General features: G+C 67.5%; 2 protein-coding genes. Both read left to right on the plus strand.

Annotated elements, in window-relative coordinates:
* Positions 1-17: 17 nt before the first annotated feature.
* A complete protein-coding gene (locus HLH35_RS18625; RefSeq protein ID WP_182980571.1) occupies positions 18-1,784 on the plus strand; it encodes a ShlB/FhaC/HecB family hemolysin secretion/activation protein in 1,767 nt (588 codons plus the stop codon).
* Positions 1,784-20,755 (plus strand): two-partner secretion domain-containing protein (locus HLH35_RS18630; protein ID WP_182980572.1); only part of this gene is annotated, 18,972 nt, incomplete at its 3' end. The genes HLH35_RS18625 and HLH35_RS18630, both read left to right, overlap by 1 nt.

Consider the following 20,755-nt stretch of genomic DNA (forward strand, 5'->3'; position numbering starts at 1 on the left):
CCATGGTGGTGTGAAGTATGACCTTCAGGTCCGCGAGATTTCTTCTTCTTCTCGCAACGCCATGGTTTTTCCCGGTTCTGGCTTGGGCTGCGCCATTCGGTGAGGGCGCCACGCCCGGTGAGAGCGGGTTGCCGGCTGGCCCCGGATCGTCACAAGACCAGTTTCAGCGGTACCAACAGCGGCAGCAGCAACTCGACATGCTGCCGCCCCCGGATAGCAATACGCAGTTTATCACTGCGCCACATACCAGGACGCCGTCGCGCACTTGCGTGCCCATCACAAGCGTTGCGATCGAAAACGCACCGCACTTGCCTATAATCGAGCTGCGGACAGTGATGGCGCGGTATAGCGGTCGTTGCCTGCTGGTTGCGGACCTCAATCACGCGCTCGATGACATCAATGGGGCCTATCTGGCACAGGGGCACGTCACGTCACGCGCGTATCTGCCGGAGCAGTCGCTGCGTGATGGCACCTTACGGATTGTCGTCGTTGAAGGTGGGCTCGACGGATTCGCGTTCTCGGGCGTCAGACCGCGCTGGCATGAGACGGCCGCCTTTCCGGGCTTGAAGGGACATATCCTGAACTTGCGGGATCTTGAGCAGGGGCTGGACCAGATGAACCGGCTACCGAGCTGGTCCGCCAGGATGCAGATCGTGCCGGGTAGGCGCCCCGGTACATCGTCAGTAAAGATCACACAATCATCGCCGGGGATACTGCATGGGCAGGTTTGGGCGGATGATAACGGCCAGTATGAGACAGGTCATGAAACGGGCCACGCCCAACTCAGGGCGGACGATCCATTGGGAATGCTGGATATGTGGTCATTTGAATATGACCATTCCCTGGTGGGCGATGCCGGGCGCCGGGGAACGCAGTATATTTCCGCGAACGGGGCTATTCCATATGGTCCATGGACTCTGTCCGGCGGGTGGTGGATGTCGAACGATGTCTATCATATCGAGACGTTGAACCAGGATTATCGCCTTGCGGGACGACGCAAGGATTTTCGGATCGGGCTGTCGCGCGTTGTAGCCCGCAACCGGGTTGGGGTCACCACCTTGCAGGCCGGGTACGAACTGAAATCCTTCCTTTCGACCTTGGATCGCACGCGGCTTTACACGCAAAGTGCCCGGCAGGCATCTGTGTCGGCGCAAGGGACAGAGTCCCTCAAGGCATGGGGTGGGATCTGGTACATCACAGTGGGGATACAGTTCTATGTCGGTGGCGTCGGAACTTATTCTTCGATCACGTATCCTGGTGCCGGAGATCCACATACACGGTATATGAAGCCGACCCTGGATATCGATGGATATAAACCCCTTCCGGGTAGCGTGTTGTGGCACACGTCGCTTCATGGCGAATATAGCACGCGTGATCAGTTCTCCACGCAGCAATTGCAGGTCGGCGGCCCGTATACTGTACGTGGCTTCCTGAGCCAGATGCTTCTGGGCAATGATGGCCTCTATATGCGCAATGATTTTTCCTGGATGCTGGCACATCCGGGGACGGCGAATCATTGCGGTACCTATACCGGGTTCTGCCGTGTCTTCGTTGAAGGAACGGAATTTTACGCGATTTTCGACGTGGGCATGACGCGGGCCGGCTATCACTCGACCACGCTGCCGCCCGCGCTCAGGGGCGGCAATATCGCCGGCAGCGGAATCGGGCTTCGAAAATCCTCTGGTGTCGTGTTCTGGGATGCGAGCGCCACGCACGCGATCGCGCGCGGCCCCCTTCCCGCAGAAGGTTGGATCGCGGCGTTTCGGGCCGGAGTAAGGTTCTGATGGCATGGATGATCGTCCGCCGCCTCCTTCACCGTACCGTCAGCGGCGGTACGAGTCTTGCTCTTGCCCTGGCACCTGGGCTGGCGAGTGCGCAACAGGCGGCGCCGACGATCGTTGTCGATACGCGAACCAATCCGACGGCGGCGGCACCGTCACTCGATACGACCGCCAATGGCGTCCAGCAGATGAATGTTGCCACGCCTAATGCCGCCGGATTATCGCACAATCTTCTCACTCAATATAATGTCGCGCCGAGCGGCCTGATTCTCAATAATGCGACGCAGGCCACTCAGACCAAATTGGGTGGCTATGTCTACGCCAATGCCAATCTGCACGGGCAGGCAGCGAGCGTCATCCTCAATGAGGTGACCGGCTCGCAGGCCAGTCAGATGCTGGGCTATACCGAAGTGGCCGGTCAGAAGGCCAACGTGGTGGTGGCCAATCCCAATGGCATTACCTGCGCGGGATGTGGGTTCATCAATACCGGCCGCGTGACCCTGGCGACCGGTCGCCCTGAAATCGATGCCGCCGGACAGCTCTCGGCGCTCACCGTCAGTGACGGTGTCATCGCGTTTCAAGGCAAGGGCGGGGATTTCACGACCGTACCAGTCCTGGATATCCTCAGCCGCAGGGTCGCGCTGGAAGCCCAGGTCAATGCGCAGAACGTGCAGTTGGTGGTTGGCCGCAACCGTATCGATTATCAGACGGGAGCCGTTCAGCCGCTGGCGCCTGATGGTTCGACAGCGCCGGAATACGCAATCGACAGTTCCGCCCTGGGCGGGATGTATGCTGGTCGTATTTCGATGCTGGTCAATGAGGCGGGTGCCGGTGTCCGTGTTGCCGGGCAGATGGCGGCCAATGCCGGGGACATGACCCTGACGGCCGATGGGCAACTTGTGCTCAACGGCTCCATGTCGGCCACGGGTAATGTCACTGTGACGGCGGGGGGCGTCCAGAACACCGGCGCGTTGCAGGCCGGCGGTTCGACTCAGGTCGCAAGCGCGGGCGCGATCTCTAACGCCGGTCAGTTAACGGCGGGGCAAGGTTTGTCAGTCGCGGGTACCGACATCCGGAATTCGGGAGCGCTGAACGCCGCCGGAACTGCGGGTATGACTGTGACAGCCGGCGGATCGCTGGTGAATGGCGGGAGCATTGGCGCGGCGGCCGGTACCATCAGCCTGCACGGCGCGCATATCGCCAATGACGCGGGCGGAACCATAGCGGCGCAAACGGGGCTGACCCTGCGGAGCGGCGCCGAGATTACGAATGCGGGCACATTGGGCGCGCAGTCCGGCGTCGTCATACTGACCGCGCAAGGACCGGTCAGCCAGACGAACGGCCAAATTGCGGCCCAAGGGGGCGACCTGCAGGTGGCGGCGTCCAGCCTGACCAATGACGGGAACAGTAGCATCACGGCCACGGGTGGTATGCAACTGAATGTCCCGGCATTGAGCAATGCCGGGACAATCTTCGCGGGCAACAGCCTGGCTCTGCCTTCCGTCGCCGCGCTGACCAATACGGGCAGTCTGGAAGGAGGCAATAGCGTCACGATCCAGGCCGGAACGCTTGCGAATGGAGGAACGCTGGCTTCTCCGCAGGGCAGTCTCGACATCCTTATCTCGGATGGCATTCAGAACAGCGGGACGCTGTATGGGGCGACGGCGGCGACGATTGATGCGCAGGGCGCGTTAAGCAATGCGGGGGGACAGATCGGCACGGGGACTGGCGCGATCGTGCTGACGGCGGGGCCGGTCGACAATACGGGCGGGAAGATCGTGGCGTCGGCCGGGGCGGTAACGGTACAGACGTCAGGCGACGTCACGAACACCGACGGTACGATCTCGGCCAAGGGTGGGGGTCTGACGCTGTCGGGTGGCCAGCTCACTAACGGTGGAACTGGTGCGCTCTATGCCTCGGGCGATCTGAAGGCCAACCTTTCCGATTATGCAGCGGATGCTCAGGCGTCGGCGATAGCGGCTGGACAACTGATGCTGTTGGCGACCGGGAGTGTGCAGACTGGCGGGACGGTTCTCTCCGCCGGCCCGCTGACCGTCGCTGCGCAGCAGGGCATTGCGATCGGGGCGGGCGGCGCGATGACCGCTCAGAATGGTGCGTTGACGCTGACAGCTGGTGGTGTCGGTATATCCAATGCCGGATCGATGGGCACCGCGACGTCCGGAGATGTCAAGATTTCGACGTCTCAACTCGTCAACAGCGGCTTACTGCAGTCAAGTGGCGCGCTGTCGGTGACGGCTCCGGGTGGGGTGACGAACAGCGGGACGCTGTATGGGGCGATGACGGCGACGGTGGATACGTCGGGAACCGGGTCTGACGGCGCGTTGAGCAATGCGGGCGGGCAGATCGGCGCGGGGAGTGGCGCGATCAGGCTGACGGCGGGACCGTTGGACAATACGGGCGGGAAGATCGTGGCGTCTGCCGGGGCGGTGTCGGCGCAGGCGTCGGGCGAGGTGACGAACACCGATGGCACGATCTCGGCCAAGGGTGGAGATCTGACCCTGTCGGGCGGTCCGTTCACCGATCGGGGGGTGGGTGTGCTGTCGGCGTCGGGCGATCTGCTGCTGACATTGGCTGGTTACGCCACGGACGCGTCAGCCGAAGCCGTGGCGGGCGGCCAGGTTTCGTTGATGGCGTCCGGCAGTGTGGCGAATGACGGGGTGGTGCAGGCCGGATCGTTTCTGACGCTCTCCGGTGGCCAGGGTGTGACGAATGGTGCTGCCGGGCAGATTGTCGCGCAGGCCGGGGCGCTGACGGTTGCGGCCGGCGGCAGTGGGCTGAGCAACGCTGGGCAGATGGGCACGGCGCAGTCGGGTGATGTGCAGGTGACGGGGGCGTCGCTGGCGAATAACGGCCTGATCCAGTCGGCGGGCGCGACCAGCGTGAATGTTACGGGTGATGTCACCAATGCGGGCAAGGTGCTGGCTCAGGGTGTTAGCCTGACGGTTGACGCAGCGAGCTTGGAGAATACCGGAACGCTCGCTTCGAATGTAGGGAGTATCAGTGTTTCCGCGTCGGGCGGTGTGACGAACGGCGGAACGCTGTATGGGGCGACGACGGCGACGGTTGATGCGCAGGGTGGCGCGTTGGGCAATGCGGGCGGGCAGGTCGGCGCGGGGACCGGTGCGATCGTGCTGACGGCGGGCCCGGTGGACAATACGGGCGGGAAGATCGTGGCGTCTACCGGGCCGGTGACGGTGCGAGCGTCGGGCGATGTCACGAACACCAATGGCGCTATCTCGGCCAAAGGTGGGGATCTTACCTTATCAGGTGGTCAACTTACCAATGGTGGGACCGGTGCGCTCTACGCGTCGGGTGACCTGATGGCAAATCTTGCCGCCTATTCGGCGGGTGCTCAGGCATCCGCGATGACGGATGGCCGATTGATGCTGACGGCGACCGGATCTGTGCAGAATGACGGGTCGCTTTTGTCGGCCAGTTCGCTGACCGTCACGGCGCAGCAGAGTGTTGCAATTGGGGCGGAAGGCGTGATGACCGCCCAGAACGGTTCGCTCACGCTGACGGCCGGCGGTGAAGGCGTTGTCAATGCCGGATCGATGGGGACGGCGACGTCTGGCGATACCAGGGTTTCGACGACTCAACTCGCCAATAGCGGCGTATTGCAATCGAGTGCTGTCCTGTCGGTGACGGCACCGGGCGGGGTGACGAACAGCGGGACGCTGTATGGGGCGACGGCGACGGTGGACACGTCGGGAACCAGGTCTGATGGCGCGTTGAGCAATGCGGGCGGACAGATCGGCGCGGGGACTGGCGCGATCGTGCTGACGGCGGGTCTGGTCGACAATACGGGCGGGAAGATCGTGGCGTCTGCCGGGCCGGTGACGGTGCAGGCATTGGGTGAGGTGACGAATACTGACGGCACGATCTCGGCCAAGGGTGGGGATCTCACCCTGTCGAGCGGTGTGCTGACCAATGGCGGGGCCGGCGCGTTATATGCGTCGGGCGATCTGACGGCGACGGTCGCGGGCTACAGCGCGGCGCAGGACGCGTCGCTTTCCGCCGCTGGTGCGGTGGTGCTGACTGTTGCAGATGCGGTGCAGAATGATGGTCAGCTTCTGTCGGGAAGCAGCCTGGCGCTGTCGGGCGTCCAGGGCGTAACGAATGGTGTTGACGGACAGATTGTCGCGCAGGCCGGGAACCTGACGGTTGCGGCCGGCGGCAGTGGGCTGGGCAATAGCGGCCAGATGGGCACGGCGCAGTCGGGCGATGTGCAGGTTACGGGCGCATCGCTGACCAATGGCGGGCTGATCCAGTCGGCGGGTCTGGTGAAGGTGCAGGTGGGCGGGCTTGCCTCGAATGCGGGTTCGATGCTGGCCGAGGGTGGCGACCTGACACTGGTTGCATCGAGCGTCACGAATTCTGGCGAGGTGGGCTCGACGACCGGAGTGCTGTCGGTGACGGCGCCGGGCGGAGTGACGAACAGCGGGACGCTGTATGGGGCGACGGCGGCGACGGTGGATACGTCGGGCATCGGGTTGGATGGCGCGTTGAGCAATGCGGGCGGTCAGATCGGCGCGGGGACTGGCGCGATCGTGCTGACGGCGGGTCTGGTCGATAATACAGGCGGGAAGATCGTGGCGTCTGCCGGGGCGGTGACGGTGCAGGCGTCGGGTGATGTGACGAACACCGATGGTACGGTCTCGGCCAAGGGTGGGGACCTGACCCTGTCGGGTGGTGTGCTGACGAATGGCGGAAGCGGTGAATTGTATGCGTCGGGCGACCTGACGGCGATGGTCGCGGGCTACAGCGCGGCGCAGAATGCGTCGCTTTCCGCCGCTGGTGCGGTGGTGCTGACTGTTGCAGATGCGGTGCAGAATGATGGTCAGCTTCTGTCGGGAAGCAGCCTGGCGCTGTCGGGCGTCCAGGGCGTAACGAATGGTGTTGACGGACAGATTGTCGCGCAGGCCGGGAACCTGACGGTTGCGGCCGGCGGTATTGGGCTGAGCAATGCCGGGCAGATGGGCACGGCGCAGTCGGGCAATGTGCAGGTGACGGGGGCGTCGCTGGCTAATAGGGGCTTGATCCAATCGGCGGGCGCGATCAGCGTGAACGTCGTGGGCGATGCCACAGATGCGGGCAAGGTGCAGGCTCAAGGCGGTAGCCTGACGCTGGAGGCATCGAGCTTAGAGAATACCGGAACGCTTGCTTCGACCACGGGGAGCGTCAGTGCCTCCGTGCCGGGCGGAGTGACGAACAGCGGGACGCTGTATGGGGCGACGGCGGCGACGGTGGATACGTCGGGAACCGGCTCTGACGGCGCGCTGAGCAACGCTGGCGGTCAGATCGGTGCGGGCACGGGTGCGATCGTGCTGACGGCGGGCCCGGTGGACAATACGGGCGGGAATATTGTGGCGTCTGCCGGGCCGGTGACGGTGCAGGCGTCGGGTGAGGTGACGAATACCGATGGTACGGTCTCGGCCAAGGGTGGGGACCTGACCCTGTCGGGCGGCCTGCTGACCAATGGCGGGGCCGGCGCGTTATATGCGTCGGGCGATCTGACGGCGACGGTCGCGGGCTATAGCGCGACGCAGGACGCGTCGCTTGCCGCCGCTGGTGCGGTGATGCTGACCGTTGCAGATACGGTGCAAAATGACGGCATTCTGTCGGCAGGGACGGGATTGAGCCTGTCCGGCGGCCAGGGCGTGGCGAACGGCCCGGACGGGCAGATCGTGGCGCAGGCGGGGGACCTGACGGTTGCGGCCGGTGGCGCCGGGCTGGGCAATAGCGGGCAGATGGGCACGGCGCAGTCGGGTGACGTGCAGGTGACGGGTGCGTCGCTGGCCAATAGTAGCCTGATCCAGTCGGCGGGTCTGGTGCGGGCGCAGGTCGATGGTGCGGTGTCGAACACCGGCACGATGCTGGCCGAGGGTGGCGATCTGACGCTGGAGGCATCGAGCGTCACGAATTCTGGCGAGGTGGGCTCGGCGACCGGGGCGCTGTCAGTGACGGCGCCGGGCGGGGTGACGAACAGCGGGACGCTGTATGGGGCGACGACGGCGGCGGTGGATACGTCGGGCATCGGGTTGGATGGCGCGTTGAGCAATGCGGGCGGTCAGATCGGTGCGGGTACGGGCACGATCGTGCTGACGGCGGGGTCGTTGGATAATACAGACGGAAAGATCGTGGCATCGGCCGGGGTGGTGACGGTGCAGGCATCGGGTGATGTCACGAATACCGACGGCACGATCTCGGCCAAGGGCGACGACCTGACCCTGTCGGGTGGCCTGCTCACCAACGGCGGAAGCGGTGCATTGTATGCGTCGGGCGATCTGACGGCGACGGTCGCGGGCTACAGCGCGGCGCAGGACGCGTCGCTTTCCGCCGCTGGCGCGGTGACGCTGACCGCTGCAGATACGGTGCAAAATGACGGCATTCTGTCGGCAGGGAGGGGATTGAGCCTGTCGGGCGGCCAGGGTGTGACGAATGGTGCTGCCGGGCAGATTGTCGCGCAGGCCTGGGCGCTGACGGTTGCGGCCGGCGGCAGTGGGCTGAGCAATGCCGGGCAGATGGGCACGGCGCAGTCGGGTGACGTGCAGGTGACGGGTGCGTCGCTGGCCAATAGTAGCCTGATCCAGTCGGCGGGTCTGGTGCGGGCGCAGGTCGATGGTGCGGTGTCGAACACCGGCACGATGCTGGCCGAGGGTGGCGATCTGACGCTGGATGCGTCGGTTGTCACGAATTCTGGCGAGGTGGGCTCGGCGACCGGGGCCCTGTCAGTGACGGCGCCGGGCGGGGTGACGAACAGCGGGACGCTGTATGGGGCGACGACGGCGACGGTGGATACGTCGGGAACCAGGTCTGACGGGGCACTGAGCAACGCGGGCGGGCAGATCGGTGCGGGGAGTGGCGCGATCGGGCTGACGGCGGGTCTGGTCGATAATACAGGCGGAAAGATCGTGGCATCCGCCGGGCCGGTGACGGTGCAGGCGTCGGGTGATGTCACGAATACCGATGGTACGGTCTCGGCCAAGGGCGGCGACCTGACCCTGTCGGGCGGCGTGCTGACCAATGGCGGAGCCGGCGCGTTATATGCGTCGGGCGACCTGACGGCGACGGTTGCGGGCTACAGCTCGGCGCAGAATGCGTCGCTTTCCGCCGCTGGTGCGGTGGTGCTGACTGTTGCAGATGCGGTGCAGAATGATGGTCAGCTTCTGTCGGGAAGCAGCCTGGCGCTGTCGGGCGTCCAGGGCGTAACGAATGGTGTTGACGGACAGATTGTCGCGCAGGCCGGGAACCTGACGGTTGCGGCCGGCGGCAGTGGGCTGAGCAATGCCGGGCAGATGGGTACGGCGCAGTCGGGCGATGTGCAGGTGACGGCTGCATCGCTGGCCAACAGTGGCCTGATCCAGTCGGCGGGTCTGGTGCAGGCGCAGGTGGGCGGGCCTGCATCGAATGCGGGTGCGATGCTGGCCGAGGGTGGCGACCTGATGCTGGTTGCGTCGAGCGTCGCGAACTCGGGCGAGGTGGGCTCGGCGATCGGGGCGCTGTCGGTGACGGCTCCGGGTGGGGTGACGAACAGCGGGACGCTGTATGGGGCGACGACGGCGACAGTAGATGCGCAGGATGGCGCGTTGGGCAACGCGGGCGGGCAGATTGGCGCGGGGTCGGGCGCGATCGTGCTGACGGCGGGACCGTTGGACAATACGGGCGGGAAGATCGTGGCGTCGGCCGGGGCGGTGTCGGTGCAGGCGTCGGGTGATGTGACGAACACCGATGGTACGGTCTCGGCCAAGGGCGGCGACCTGACCCTGTCGGGCGGCGTGCTGACCAATGGCGGAACCGGTGCATTGTATGCGTCGGGCGACCTGACGGCGACGGTTGTGGGCTATACCGCCGACCAAGATGCCTCGGCTGGCGCGACCGGGGCGGCGACGCTGATGGCGTCGGGGCCGGTGCAGAATGACGGCATTCTGTCGGCTGGGATGGAATTGAGCCTGTCGGGCGGCCAGGGTGTGACGAATGGTGCTGCCGGGCAGATTGTCGCGCAGGCGGGGGACCTGACGGTTGCGGCCGGCGGCAGTGGGCTGAGCAATGCCGGGCAGATGGGCACGGCGCAGTCGGGTGATGTGCAGGTAACGGGCACATCGTTGGCCAATGGCGGGTTGATCCAGTCGGCGGGGCTGGTGAAGACGCAGGTGGGCGGGACTGCATCGAATGCGGGTGCGATGCTGGCCGAGGGTGGCGACCTGATGCTGGTTGCGTCGAGCGTCGCGAACTCGGGCGAGGTGGGCTCGGCGATCGGGGCGCTGTCGGTGACGGCTCCGGGTGGGGTGACGAACAGCGGGACGCTGTATGGGGCGACGACGGCGACAGTAGATGCGCAGGATGGCGCGTTGGGCAACGCGGGCGGGCAGATTGGCGCGGGGTCGGGCGCGATCGTGCTGACGGCGGGACCGTTGGACAATACGGGCGGGAAGATCGTGGCGTCGGCCGGGGCGGTGTCGGTGCAGGCGTCGGGTGATGTGACGAACACCGATGGTACGGTCTCGGCCAAGGGCGGCGACCTGACCCTGTCGGGCGGCGTGCTGACCAATGGCGGAACCGGTGCATTGTATGCGTCGGGCGACCTGACGGCGACGGTTGTGGGCTATACCGCCGACCAAGATGCCTCGGCTGGCGCGACCGGGGCGGCGACGCTGATGGCGTCGGGGCCGGTGCAGAATGACGGCATTCTGTCGGCTGGGATGGAATTGAGCCTGTCGGGCGGCCAGGGTGTGACGAATGGTGCTGCCGGGCAGATTGTCGCGCAGGCGGGGGACCTGACGGTTGCGGCCGGCGGCAGTGGGCTGAGCAATGCCGGGCAGATGGGCACGGCGCAGTCGGGTGATGTGCAGGTAACGGGCACATCGTTGGCCAATGGCGGGTTGATCCAGTCGGCGGGGCTGGTGAAGACGCAGGTGGGCGGGACTGCATCGAATGCGGGTGCGATGCTGGCCGAGGGTGGCGACCTGACGCTGGGTGCGTCGAGCGTCACGAACTCGGGCGAGGTGGGCTCGACGACCGGGGCGCTGTCGGTGACGGCTCCGGGTGGGGTGACGAACAGCGGGACGCTGTATGGGGCGACGACGGCAACAGTGGACACGTCGGGCACCGGGTCTGACGGGGCACTGAGCAACGCGGGCGGGCAGATCGGCGCGGGGAGTGGCGCGATTGTGCTGACGGCGGGACCGTTGGACAATACGGGCGGGAAGATCGTGGCGTCGGCCGGGGCGGTGTCGGTGCAGGCGTCGGGTGATGTCACGAACACCGATGGCACGATCTCGGCCAAGGGTGGAGACCTGACCCTGTCGGGCGGCGTGCTGACGAATGGCGGAAGCGGTGCATTGTATGCGTCGGGCGACCTGACGGCGACGGTCACCGGGTATAGCGGAACACAGAATGCGTCTCTTTCCGCCACTGACATGTTGGATCTGGTGGCGACAGGAGCGGTGTGGAACGACGGTCTGATTCTCTCGGGACACAGTCTGGAAATTTCTGGTGGGAGTGGCATCACGAATACTGCTGCCGGGCAGATTGTCGCACAGGCCGGGGACCTGACGGTTGTGGCCGGCGGCACTGGGCTGGGCAATGCTGGGCAGATGGGCACGGCGCAGTCGGGTGACGTGCAGGTGACGGGTGCGTCGCTGGCCAATGGCGGGTTGATCCAGTCGGTGGGGCTGGTGCAGGCACAGGTTGATGGTGCGGCCTCGAATATGGGTTCGGTGCTGGCCGAGGGCGGTGACCTGACGCTGGGTGCGTCGAGTGTCACGAATTCCGGCGAAGTGGGTTCGACGACCGGGGCGCTGTCGGTGACGGCGCCGGGCGGAGTGACGAACAGCGGGACGCTGTATGGGGCGACGGCGGCGACGGTGGATACGTCGGGAACCGGCTCTGACGGCGCGTTGAGCAATGCGGGGGGGCAGATCGGCGCGGGGAGTGGCGCGATCGTGCTGACGGCGGGTCTGGTCGACAATACGGGCGGGAAGATCGTGGCATCGGCCGGGCCGGTGACGGTGCAGGCGTCGGGTGATGTGACGAACACCGATGGCACGATCTCGGCCAAGGGTGGCGCCCTGACCCTGTCGGGCGGTCCGTTCACCGATCGGGGGGCGGGTGTGCTGTCGGCGTCGGGCGATCTGCTGCTGACATTGGCTGGTTATGCCACGGACGCGTCAGCCGAAGCCGTGGCGGGCGGCCAGGTTTCGTTGATGGTGTCCGGCAGTGTGGCGAATGACGGTGTGGTGCAGGCCGGATCGTCCGTGACGCTGTCGGGTGGCCAGGGTGTGACGAATGGTGCTGCCGGGCAGATTGTCGCGCAGGCCGGGGCGCTGACGGTTGCGGCCGGCGGCAGTGGGCTGGGCAATGCCGGGCAGATGGGCACGGCGCAGTCGGGCGATGTGCAGGTGACGGGCGCATCGTTGGCCAATAGTGGCCTGATCCAGTCGGCGGGTCTGGTGCGGGCGCAGGTCGATGGGGCGGTGTCGAATGCGGGTTCGGTGCTGGCCGAGGGTGGCGACCTGACGGTTGATGCGGCGGGTATGCAGAATTCCGGTACGCTGGCTTCGACGGCCGGTGGTGTGAGTATCCAGTCGTCCGGGGGCATACAGAACGCAGGCACGCTATACGGCGCGACGACGGCGACGATTTCGGCGGCGGGCGCCCTGGATAATGTGGGTGGACAGATCGGCGCCGGGTCGGGTGTCGTCTCGGTTGCGGGAGAGACGATCGATAATAGTGGCGGCAAGATCATTGCCACCGATGGCACGGTCCTGGCGCAGGGCGGTGCGATCGCCAACCAGGGTGGAACGATCCAGGGTCAGGGTGCCGTCACGCTGACCGCGCAGAGCTTGGACAATCGGAGCGGCGGCTTGGTGCTGTCGCGGGCTGACGGGGTGACGCTTGCCGATGGCCAGGCCGCCATGCAGTCGATTCTCAATCAGAGCGGCACGTTGGGGGCGGCGAACGGACTGACGCTGACCGCCGGCAGCTACGCGTCCGACCAGAACAGCACATTGGTCGGCTCGGGTGGAGCGACCCTGACGCTGTCGGGCATGTTGGACAATGAAGGCCTGCTGGTCGGTGGAACGGGACTTTCGATCACGGCCGGCGCTCTGGAGAATGGTGCCAACGGACTGATTGCCGCGCGGAGCGGCAATGGGTCGCTGACGGTGACCGGATCGCAGCGTTTCGCGAACGGAGCGCAAGGGCTGGTCAATGCCGGAACGATCGAGACGGCCACGCCGGGGGGCGGGTTGTCGGTCGATACGACGGCGCTGACCAATGACGGGGCGATGCTGGCCAACGGCGCGCTGAACGTCACGGCGTCGGCCGCCGTGACCAATGATGGCAAATTGAGCGCGTTGGGCGGCGACCTGGGCCTGAGCGCTGCGTCGCTGACCAATGGCGGCACGCTGGCGGCGTCCGGTCAGGTGACGGCTTCGACCGGCGGTGGAGCCCTGGTCAATACCGGTGCCGTCTATGGCGCGGCTGGCCTGACGCTGATGACGGGCGCGCTGACCAACGGTCCGGGCGGGCAGATCGGTGCCGGTGGAGGAAATATCGGGCTGACGGCGGCCAGCGTCGATAACGAGGCCGGCACGATCCTGGCCACGACCGGCGCGCTTGCGATGCAGGCCGGATCGGTCACGAACGATGCGGGCGTGTTGCAGGGCGGAAACGGCCTGACCCTGAAGACGGACGCGCTGGCCAACGAATCGGGCGGCGAAATCCTGGCGCATGGCGGCGTGCTGACGCTTGCCGGCCGTTCGACGGCGGATATCGCGTCCCTGGCCAATATCGGCGCGACGTTGCAGGGGGCGACGGGGCTATCGGTGCAGGCCGACCAGATCGACAATACGGGCGGCACCATTCTGGCGACGGGCGGCGGCGTGACGATCCAATCGGCGGCCTCGGGCATGCTGGTCAATAATGGCGGCATCGTGCAGAGCGCGTCGAACCTGACCTTGTCCGGCGGCACCTATGCCAGTGACAGCGGGTCGGTACTGGATGCGTCGGGCACGATGACACTGGCCTTCGCCGGCCAAGTCACGAATGCGGGCCATATCGACGCGGCGCAGAGCCTGGCCCTGTCGGCCGGCAGCCTGACGACACAGAATGGCGGCACGCCCGATACGGTTTCGGTGATCGCCAGTACGGGTGGCAACGTGACGGTCACCGCCGGCGGGGCGGTCAATGACGGGGCGATCCAGGCTTCGAATGGTTCGATCGATCTCACGCTCGGCGCACTGACCAATGGCGGGACGATCGCCGCGCAACGGAACGTCACGGCGTCGGTGACGGGGCAGGCCACGAATACGGGGATGATGATCGCGCGCGGGGGAGACCTGACGCTGAGCGGCGGCGGCGTGTCCAATGGCGGTTTCGTTGGAGCCGCGGGCCTGTCGCAGGTAGAAGCGTCCTCCGACCTGACCAATGCGGGAACGGTATTCGGCGGTGGCGGCGCGACCGTGTCGGCGGGGGGCGCCCTGTCCAATCGTGGCGGGCAGATCGGTGCCGCTTCCGGTACGGTCGCGGCCACGGCGGGCGGGGGGCTGGATGACAGTGGGGGCCGGATCGTCGCGCAGGGTGGCGATACGACGCTGACGGCGTCGGGATTCGTCAACCAGGGGGGCGTATTCCAGGCGTCGGGCGGATTGCGCCTGACGGGCGATGCGCTGGACAATCGTGGCGGCACGGTGCTGGCATCGGGCGGGTCTGTCGTTCTGGCGAGCAACGACAATGCGCCGGGCGCGGTGCAGAACGGCAACGGGGTGATCCAGGCCGCCGGAGGCGTGACCGCCACGTTCAGCAGCCTGTCGAACGGCGGTGGCCGCATCCTCGCGCAGGGCGGGGACATGCGCCTGACCGGTACGGCGGGCAGCGCGGTGGCCAATCAGGGGGGCGCTATCCAGGCCACGGGCGCGGTGTCGCTGAACGGAGGGACATACGCGAGCGACGGTGGCAGCCAAGTGACGGCGGGCGGTCCGATGACCGTGTCGTTTGGCGGCGCCGTGGACAATGCCGGGCAGATCGCGTCGGTCGGTGGACTGACCCTGGGGGCCGGGTCGTTCAGCAACGATAACGGGGCCGTGCTGGCCAGCACGCAGGGTGCGCTGGCGTTGTCGCTGTCGGGGGACGCCGGGCTGGTCAATGCCGGGACGATCGAGACGCTGGGGGCCGGGCAGAGCCTGTCGGTGACGGCCGCAACCGTGTCGAATCAGGCGGGTGGCGGTATCCTGTCGCACGGGACCCAGAGCCTGACGGTGGGTGGGGCGCTGACCAACGGGGGCGAGATCACGGCCTATGGCAGTCCGCTGACCGTCCAGGCGGCGGGTGTGTCCAATGCGGACCTGATCCTGGCAGGCGGCGGACTGTCTTTGGGTGTGTCGGGTGATCTGACGAACAGCGGGCTGATCTACGGCCTGACGGGCGCGACGATTTCGGCCGCGACGCTGACCAACCAGGGCGGCCAGTTGGGCGCCGGCGGCGGCACGCTGGCGCTGACGGCGGGGATGCTGGACAACCGTAATAATGGCCGGGTGATCGATAGCCAGGGAGCGGTGCAGGTCCAGGCCGGACAGGTCGCGAACGATAACGGGCTGATCCAGGGCGGCACGGACATCGCGCTGCTGGCGTCCAGCCTGTCGAACACGGGCGGGCAGGTCCTGGCCCAGGGCGGTACCCTGACGGTTGCACGGGACCAGAGCGGCGCGGCGATGGACGGCGTTGCGAACGCGGGCGGGCGGTTGCAGGCGGGTGGGTCGGTGGTCGTCTACACGGCGAACCTGGACAATACCAACGGCACGATCCTGACGACCGGCGGCGACATCGTGCTGGCCGGCGGCGGCGGCGGCCAGGCGATGCAGGGACTGAACGATACGAACGGCACGCTGCAATCGGGCCGGGACCTGACGGTGACGACCGCCAGCCTGACGGGGACGGACAGCCTGCAGGCGCCGCGCAACCTGACCTTCACGACACCGCAGGGTGTTGACGGCAGCATGCTGTTCTCGGCGGGCGGTGATATGGCGCTGTCGCTGGGCCAGGCGTACCAGGTCGATGCCGGCGCCGGGGCGATCGCCGGGGGGAATGCGTGGATCAGCGCGCCGTCGGTGCGCAATGGCGGCGCGCTGATGGCGGGGGGCAGGCTGATGGTCTCGACGCCCGGCGACATTGCCAATGCCGGGCTGATCGACGGCGCGGGCGGGGTGACGCTGGCACTGGACGGCAACCTGACGAACATCCAGGCGGCGATCCTGTCGGATGGCGGTTCGATCGCGATCAACGGTCTGTCGAGCGCCTTCGCCGGAGACGTGACGAACAGTTCGGGCGAGATCCTGACCGGCAGCGGGTCGGGCGACGTAACGATCGCGGCGCGTTCGCTGACGAACAATATCGTCGGCGGGGTGACGTATGTGCAGGGCGTGATGGTCTATGATCAGACCTATGCGACGCCGATGGATACGTCGAACGGGTATCCGGCGCTGTCGATCCCGATCACCAGCGTCATCGCGCAGCATTATTATGGCAGGGAACTGATCGAGGTTCCGACGCCGGCGGGCCTGCTGACGGCGGACGGGCAGCCTGGGTCGGGTCATTTCCTGGCGTCGATGTGGGATGGCAACGCGGGGTCGTTCGTCGTGGTGCAGGGCATCGGGTCGGAAGCCAGCGCGGCGAACGCGGCAGGGCTGATCGATGCCGGGCACGACCTGACGATCACGACCAGCGGCGCGATCACCAACGATGCGGGGCACCTGGCGGCGGGCCACGATATGCGCCTGTCCGGGGCGTCGCTGGACAATGTCGGCTATGAAACATCGGTGACTTATACGGTCACCTGCCATGACGGCACGGCCTGCCGCTGGTACATGCCGGCGACCGACGGGCCGAACCCGGCCTTCAACGGGGCATGGGCGATCAACACCACCAACGGGCAGTGGCCGCCCGAGGTGTGGGGCAGCGTGACCTCCAACGCGTTGTCGGGCACGATCGTGGCCGGCAACGACCTGAACGGCAGCTTCACCGGGCTGGTCAACAACATGACGGTGGTGACGCATGCCAGTTCGGCGCAACTGGCTGCCGCCGGGACGTATGGCGGGCCCACGCCGGGCGGGATTTCGGCCGCGCCGCCGTCATCGGGCAGCGCGGCGGGTGGGGCGGCGCTGTCGATGCCGTCGTCGGATGGCGCCTTTGCCGGTGTGGGCACGGGGCTGTCGGGCGGGGCGTCGGCCGGCGGGGGTGTTTCCGGCGGCGCGTTGCAGAGTGGGTTCGCATCGGCGTCCGCGCGATCCGCCTACGGGCAATCCGGCGCGTCCGGCATGGGCGTCGATGCCGGATCGCTGGCTTCGGTGTCGGGTTCAACGGCCGGTGGCGGGTCGGTTCCGGCGCCGGGCGCGGGCACGCTTTCGGTGTCGGGCGGTCAGACGGGTGGATCGGTCGGGGCACCGGGCGCGGGCACGCTTTCGGTGTCGGGTGGCCAGACGGGCGGGTCGGTTACGGCACCGGGCGCGGGCACGCTTTCGGCGCCGGGCGGCCAGACGGGCGGGTCGGTTACGGCACCGGGCACGGGCACGCTTTCGGCGCCGGGCGGCCAGACGGGTGGATCGGTTACGGCACCGGGCGCGGGCACGCTTTCGGTGTCGGGCGGCCAGACGGGCGGGTCGGTTACGGCACCGGGCGCGGGCGGGGCATTGTCGAGCGTATCCTCGGGCGGCGGGACCGGCGTCGCGGCACCGGGCGCGGGCAGGACGTTGTCGGGCGTATCCTCGGGCGGCGGGGCCGGCGTCGCGGTGCCGGTTGCGGGCACGGTTCCGGTATCGGGCGGTCAGACGGGCGGGTCGGTTACGGCACCGGGCGCGGGCGGGACGTTGTCGGGCGTATCGGCGGGCGGCGGGGCCGGCGTCGCGGCGCCGGTCGTGGGCACGGTTCCGGTATCGGGCGGCCAATCGGTGCCGGCATCCGGAAGCGGGGGTGGACAATCGGCTGGGTCCTCGTCGGGCGCTTCGTCGGGGGGCGGCGCGGCACCGGTTTCAGGCGGCAACACGGGCGGGTCGCCGCCGGGCGGCGTTCAATCGGGCGGGTCGTCGTCCGGTTCGGCAACGCTGGGCGGAGGCGGGATTCTTCCGGCGGAAGGGCATGAGACGGGTGCGGCGGCGGCGCAGAGCCTGAGCCTGCCGGGCTTCGTGACGACGAGCGACCCGTCGGTGTCGCAGGTGATCGCGTCGATCCCGGCGGGTACTGCGCTGTATGTTCCGAACCCGTCGCCGTCGGCGGGGTATGTGATCGAAACGAACCCGCGCTATACGAGCCTGACGTCGTTCCATGGGTCGGAATACCTGCTGGACCGTCTTGGACAGCAGCCGTCGAGTTACGTGTTCCTGGGCGACGACAGTTTCGACCAGCAATATGTGCAGCAGCAGATCGTGTCGGCGACGGGTCAGAGCTATCTGGGGGGTAGCTACCAGACGGCGTCGGCGCAGATGCAGGCGCTGGTGTCGAACGCGGCGGACGAGGCGGCGAAGCTGGGGCTTGGCTTCGGGCAGGCGCTGACGCCGATGCAGCAGGCGGGGCTGACGTCGGACATCGTGTGGTTCGTGCCGGAGGAGGTTGGGGGGCAGACGGTGCTGGCGCCGAAACTGTATCTGGCGTCGGGCGAGGTTGCGTTGCAGGGGGCGACGATCGCGGCGAAGAACATGTCGCTGACGGCGGGGAGCCTGAATAACAGCGGGACGATTTCGGGCAGCGAGAGCCTGAGCATCGTGGCGAATACGGGCGATATCGTGAACAGCGGGACGCTGTCCGGCGGCACGGTGAGCCTGGTTGCGCAGAACGGGTCGATCATCAACGGCGACACGCTGAACAGCTACGTGGTTGCGGGCGGGACGCAGGGGCAGCTTGCGTCGGTGGGGACGATCACGGCGACGGGTGCGGCGCGGCTGGCGGCGGGGCAGGACATCACCTTCAACGGGGGAACGCTGAGCTCCGGCGGGGACCTGTCGGTGATTGCGGGGGACAGCCTGACGCTGGGGGACACGACGCTGCGGCAGGCGAGCGCGGTGTCGGGCGCGCATCTGAGCGTGAGCAGCAGCGCGGTGGAGAATTACGGGACGACGATCAGCGCGGGGGGCAATGCGACGCTGGCGGCGCTGGGCGGGGACCTGACGGCGGCGGGGGCGACGCTGACCAGCAGCGGGGACCTGGTGCTGTCTGCGGCGAAGAGCCTGGACCTGGGTTCGGTGACGAACAGCGCGTCGTTCAGCGCTTCGGGGAGCAAGAGCGGGTTCCTGACGCATAGCAGCTTCTCGGACAGCAGCAGCAGCACGACGGAGGTGGGCTCGTCGGTGGCGGCGGGGGGCTCGCTAACGGCGCTGGCGGGCGGGGACCTGAGCGTGAAGGGGGTGCTGGGCGCGGCGGGCGACGTGACGCTGTCGGCAGGCGGGACGTTCACGGAGGCGGCGACGCGGAGCACGCTGGAGGCCAGCGCGTCGCATAGCGTGTCGGGGATTTCGCTGAGCAGCGGGGGTGCGACGGGGACGCTGGGCTACGGCGCGCGGAGCGACGCGTCGTCCCGTTCGTCGACGAGCTGGACGCCGTCGGTGATTGCGTCGACGGGGGGCAACGTGACGATCGCGTCGGGCGGGGCGATGACGATCGACGGGTCGGGGATCGCGGCGGCGGGGAACGTGACGCTGTCTGGGTCTTCGGTGTCGTTCACGGCGGAGCAGGACCGGCTGACGCAGACGGCGTCGCACAAGGAGACGAGCATCGGGCTGAGCGCCGGGCTGGCGCCGGATTCGATGGCGGGGCAGATCGCGCAGACGGCGCTGGCGGCGAGCGAGATTTCGGGCAAAGGCGGGACGACGCTGAGCACGCTGGATGCGATGCAGGGCGCATTCCTGGCGGGAACGGGGATCGCGACGGGGCTGGCGAGCCGGGGCAGCCTGCTGAACACGAGTGGTTCGTCGGTGGGCAATGTGGCGCTGGTGGGCGTGCAGGCCGGGTTGGGTGTTTCGTCGAGCCGGAGCCAGTCGAGCCTGACGCAGACGAGCGTGGTGGGCTCGACGGCGCTGGCGGGCGGGACGCTGTCGGTAGTGGCGCGGGGCGACAACGCGTCCGACGCGGCGAACGGCAGCCTGAGCGCGGTGGCGGCGCAGTTGGCGGGCCAGGACGTGGTGCTGGCGGCGCAGAAGGGTGTGAACCTGTCGGCGGGGTGGGACACGACGCAGAGCGCGAGTTCGGCATCGTCGCATTCGGCGTTCGTGGGGGTCGCGGGCAGCGTCGGCACGCAGGGCGTGGGGCTGAGCGTGACGGGCTCGCTGGGTTCGTCGCACCAGCAGGCGACGTCGTCGAGCGCGACGGCGGTGGATACGACGGTTTCGGCGGCGAACGACGTGACGATCACGACGCCCGGCGCGCTGACGCTGAACGGGGCGGAGGTGTCTGGGCGTCAGGTGACGGCCTCGGCGGGATCGCTGAGCATCAGCAGCCCGCTGAACACGGGGGGTTACCGGAGCACGGCATCGCAGGCGGGGGCCAGCCTGTCGGTTCCGGTGGCCGGCGTCGGGATTGCCGGTGGTGGGGCGAGTTCGGCGCGGCAGGCGATCACGGACCATTATGCGTCGACGGAGAGCACGCTGTCGGGGCTGTATGCCGGGGCGGGCGGTCTGGACGTGACGGTCGCGGGCAACACGACGCTGAATGCGGGCGTGCTGAGCAGCGGGGCTGCGGCGAACGACAACCATTTCAGCACGGGGTCGCTGACGGCGGGTTCGGAGGCGAATGTTTCGCAGTGGTCGGCGACGGAGAGCGGGGGGGCGTTCAGCGCCGGGGCGGGGAATTTCGGCAGCACGCTGGGGACGCTGGGCGCGGTGGGGACCGGGCTGGTGTCGGGGGCGTCGGGGCTGCTGGGCGGGGGGCGGACGCATGAGCAGACCAGCCTCAGCCAGTCGGCGATCGGC

The organism is Gluconacetobacter asukensis (assembly GCF_014174375.1).
GTDB classification, from domain to species: Bacteria; Pseudomonadota; Alphaproteobacteria; order Acetobacterales; family Acetobacteraceae; genus Gluconacetobacter; species Gluconacetobacter asukensis.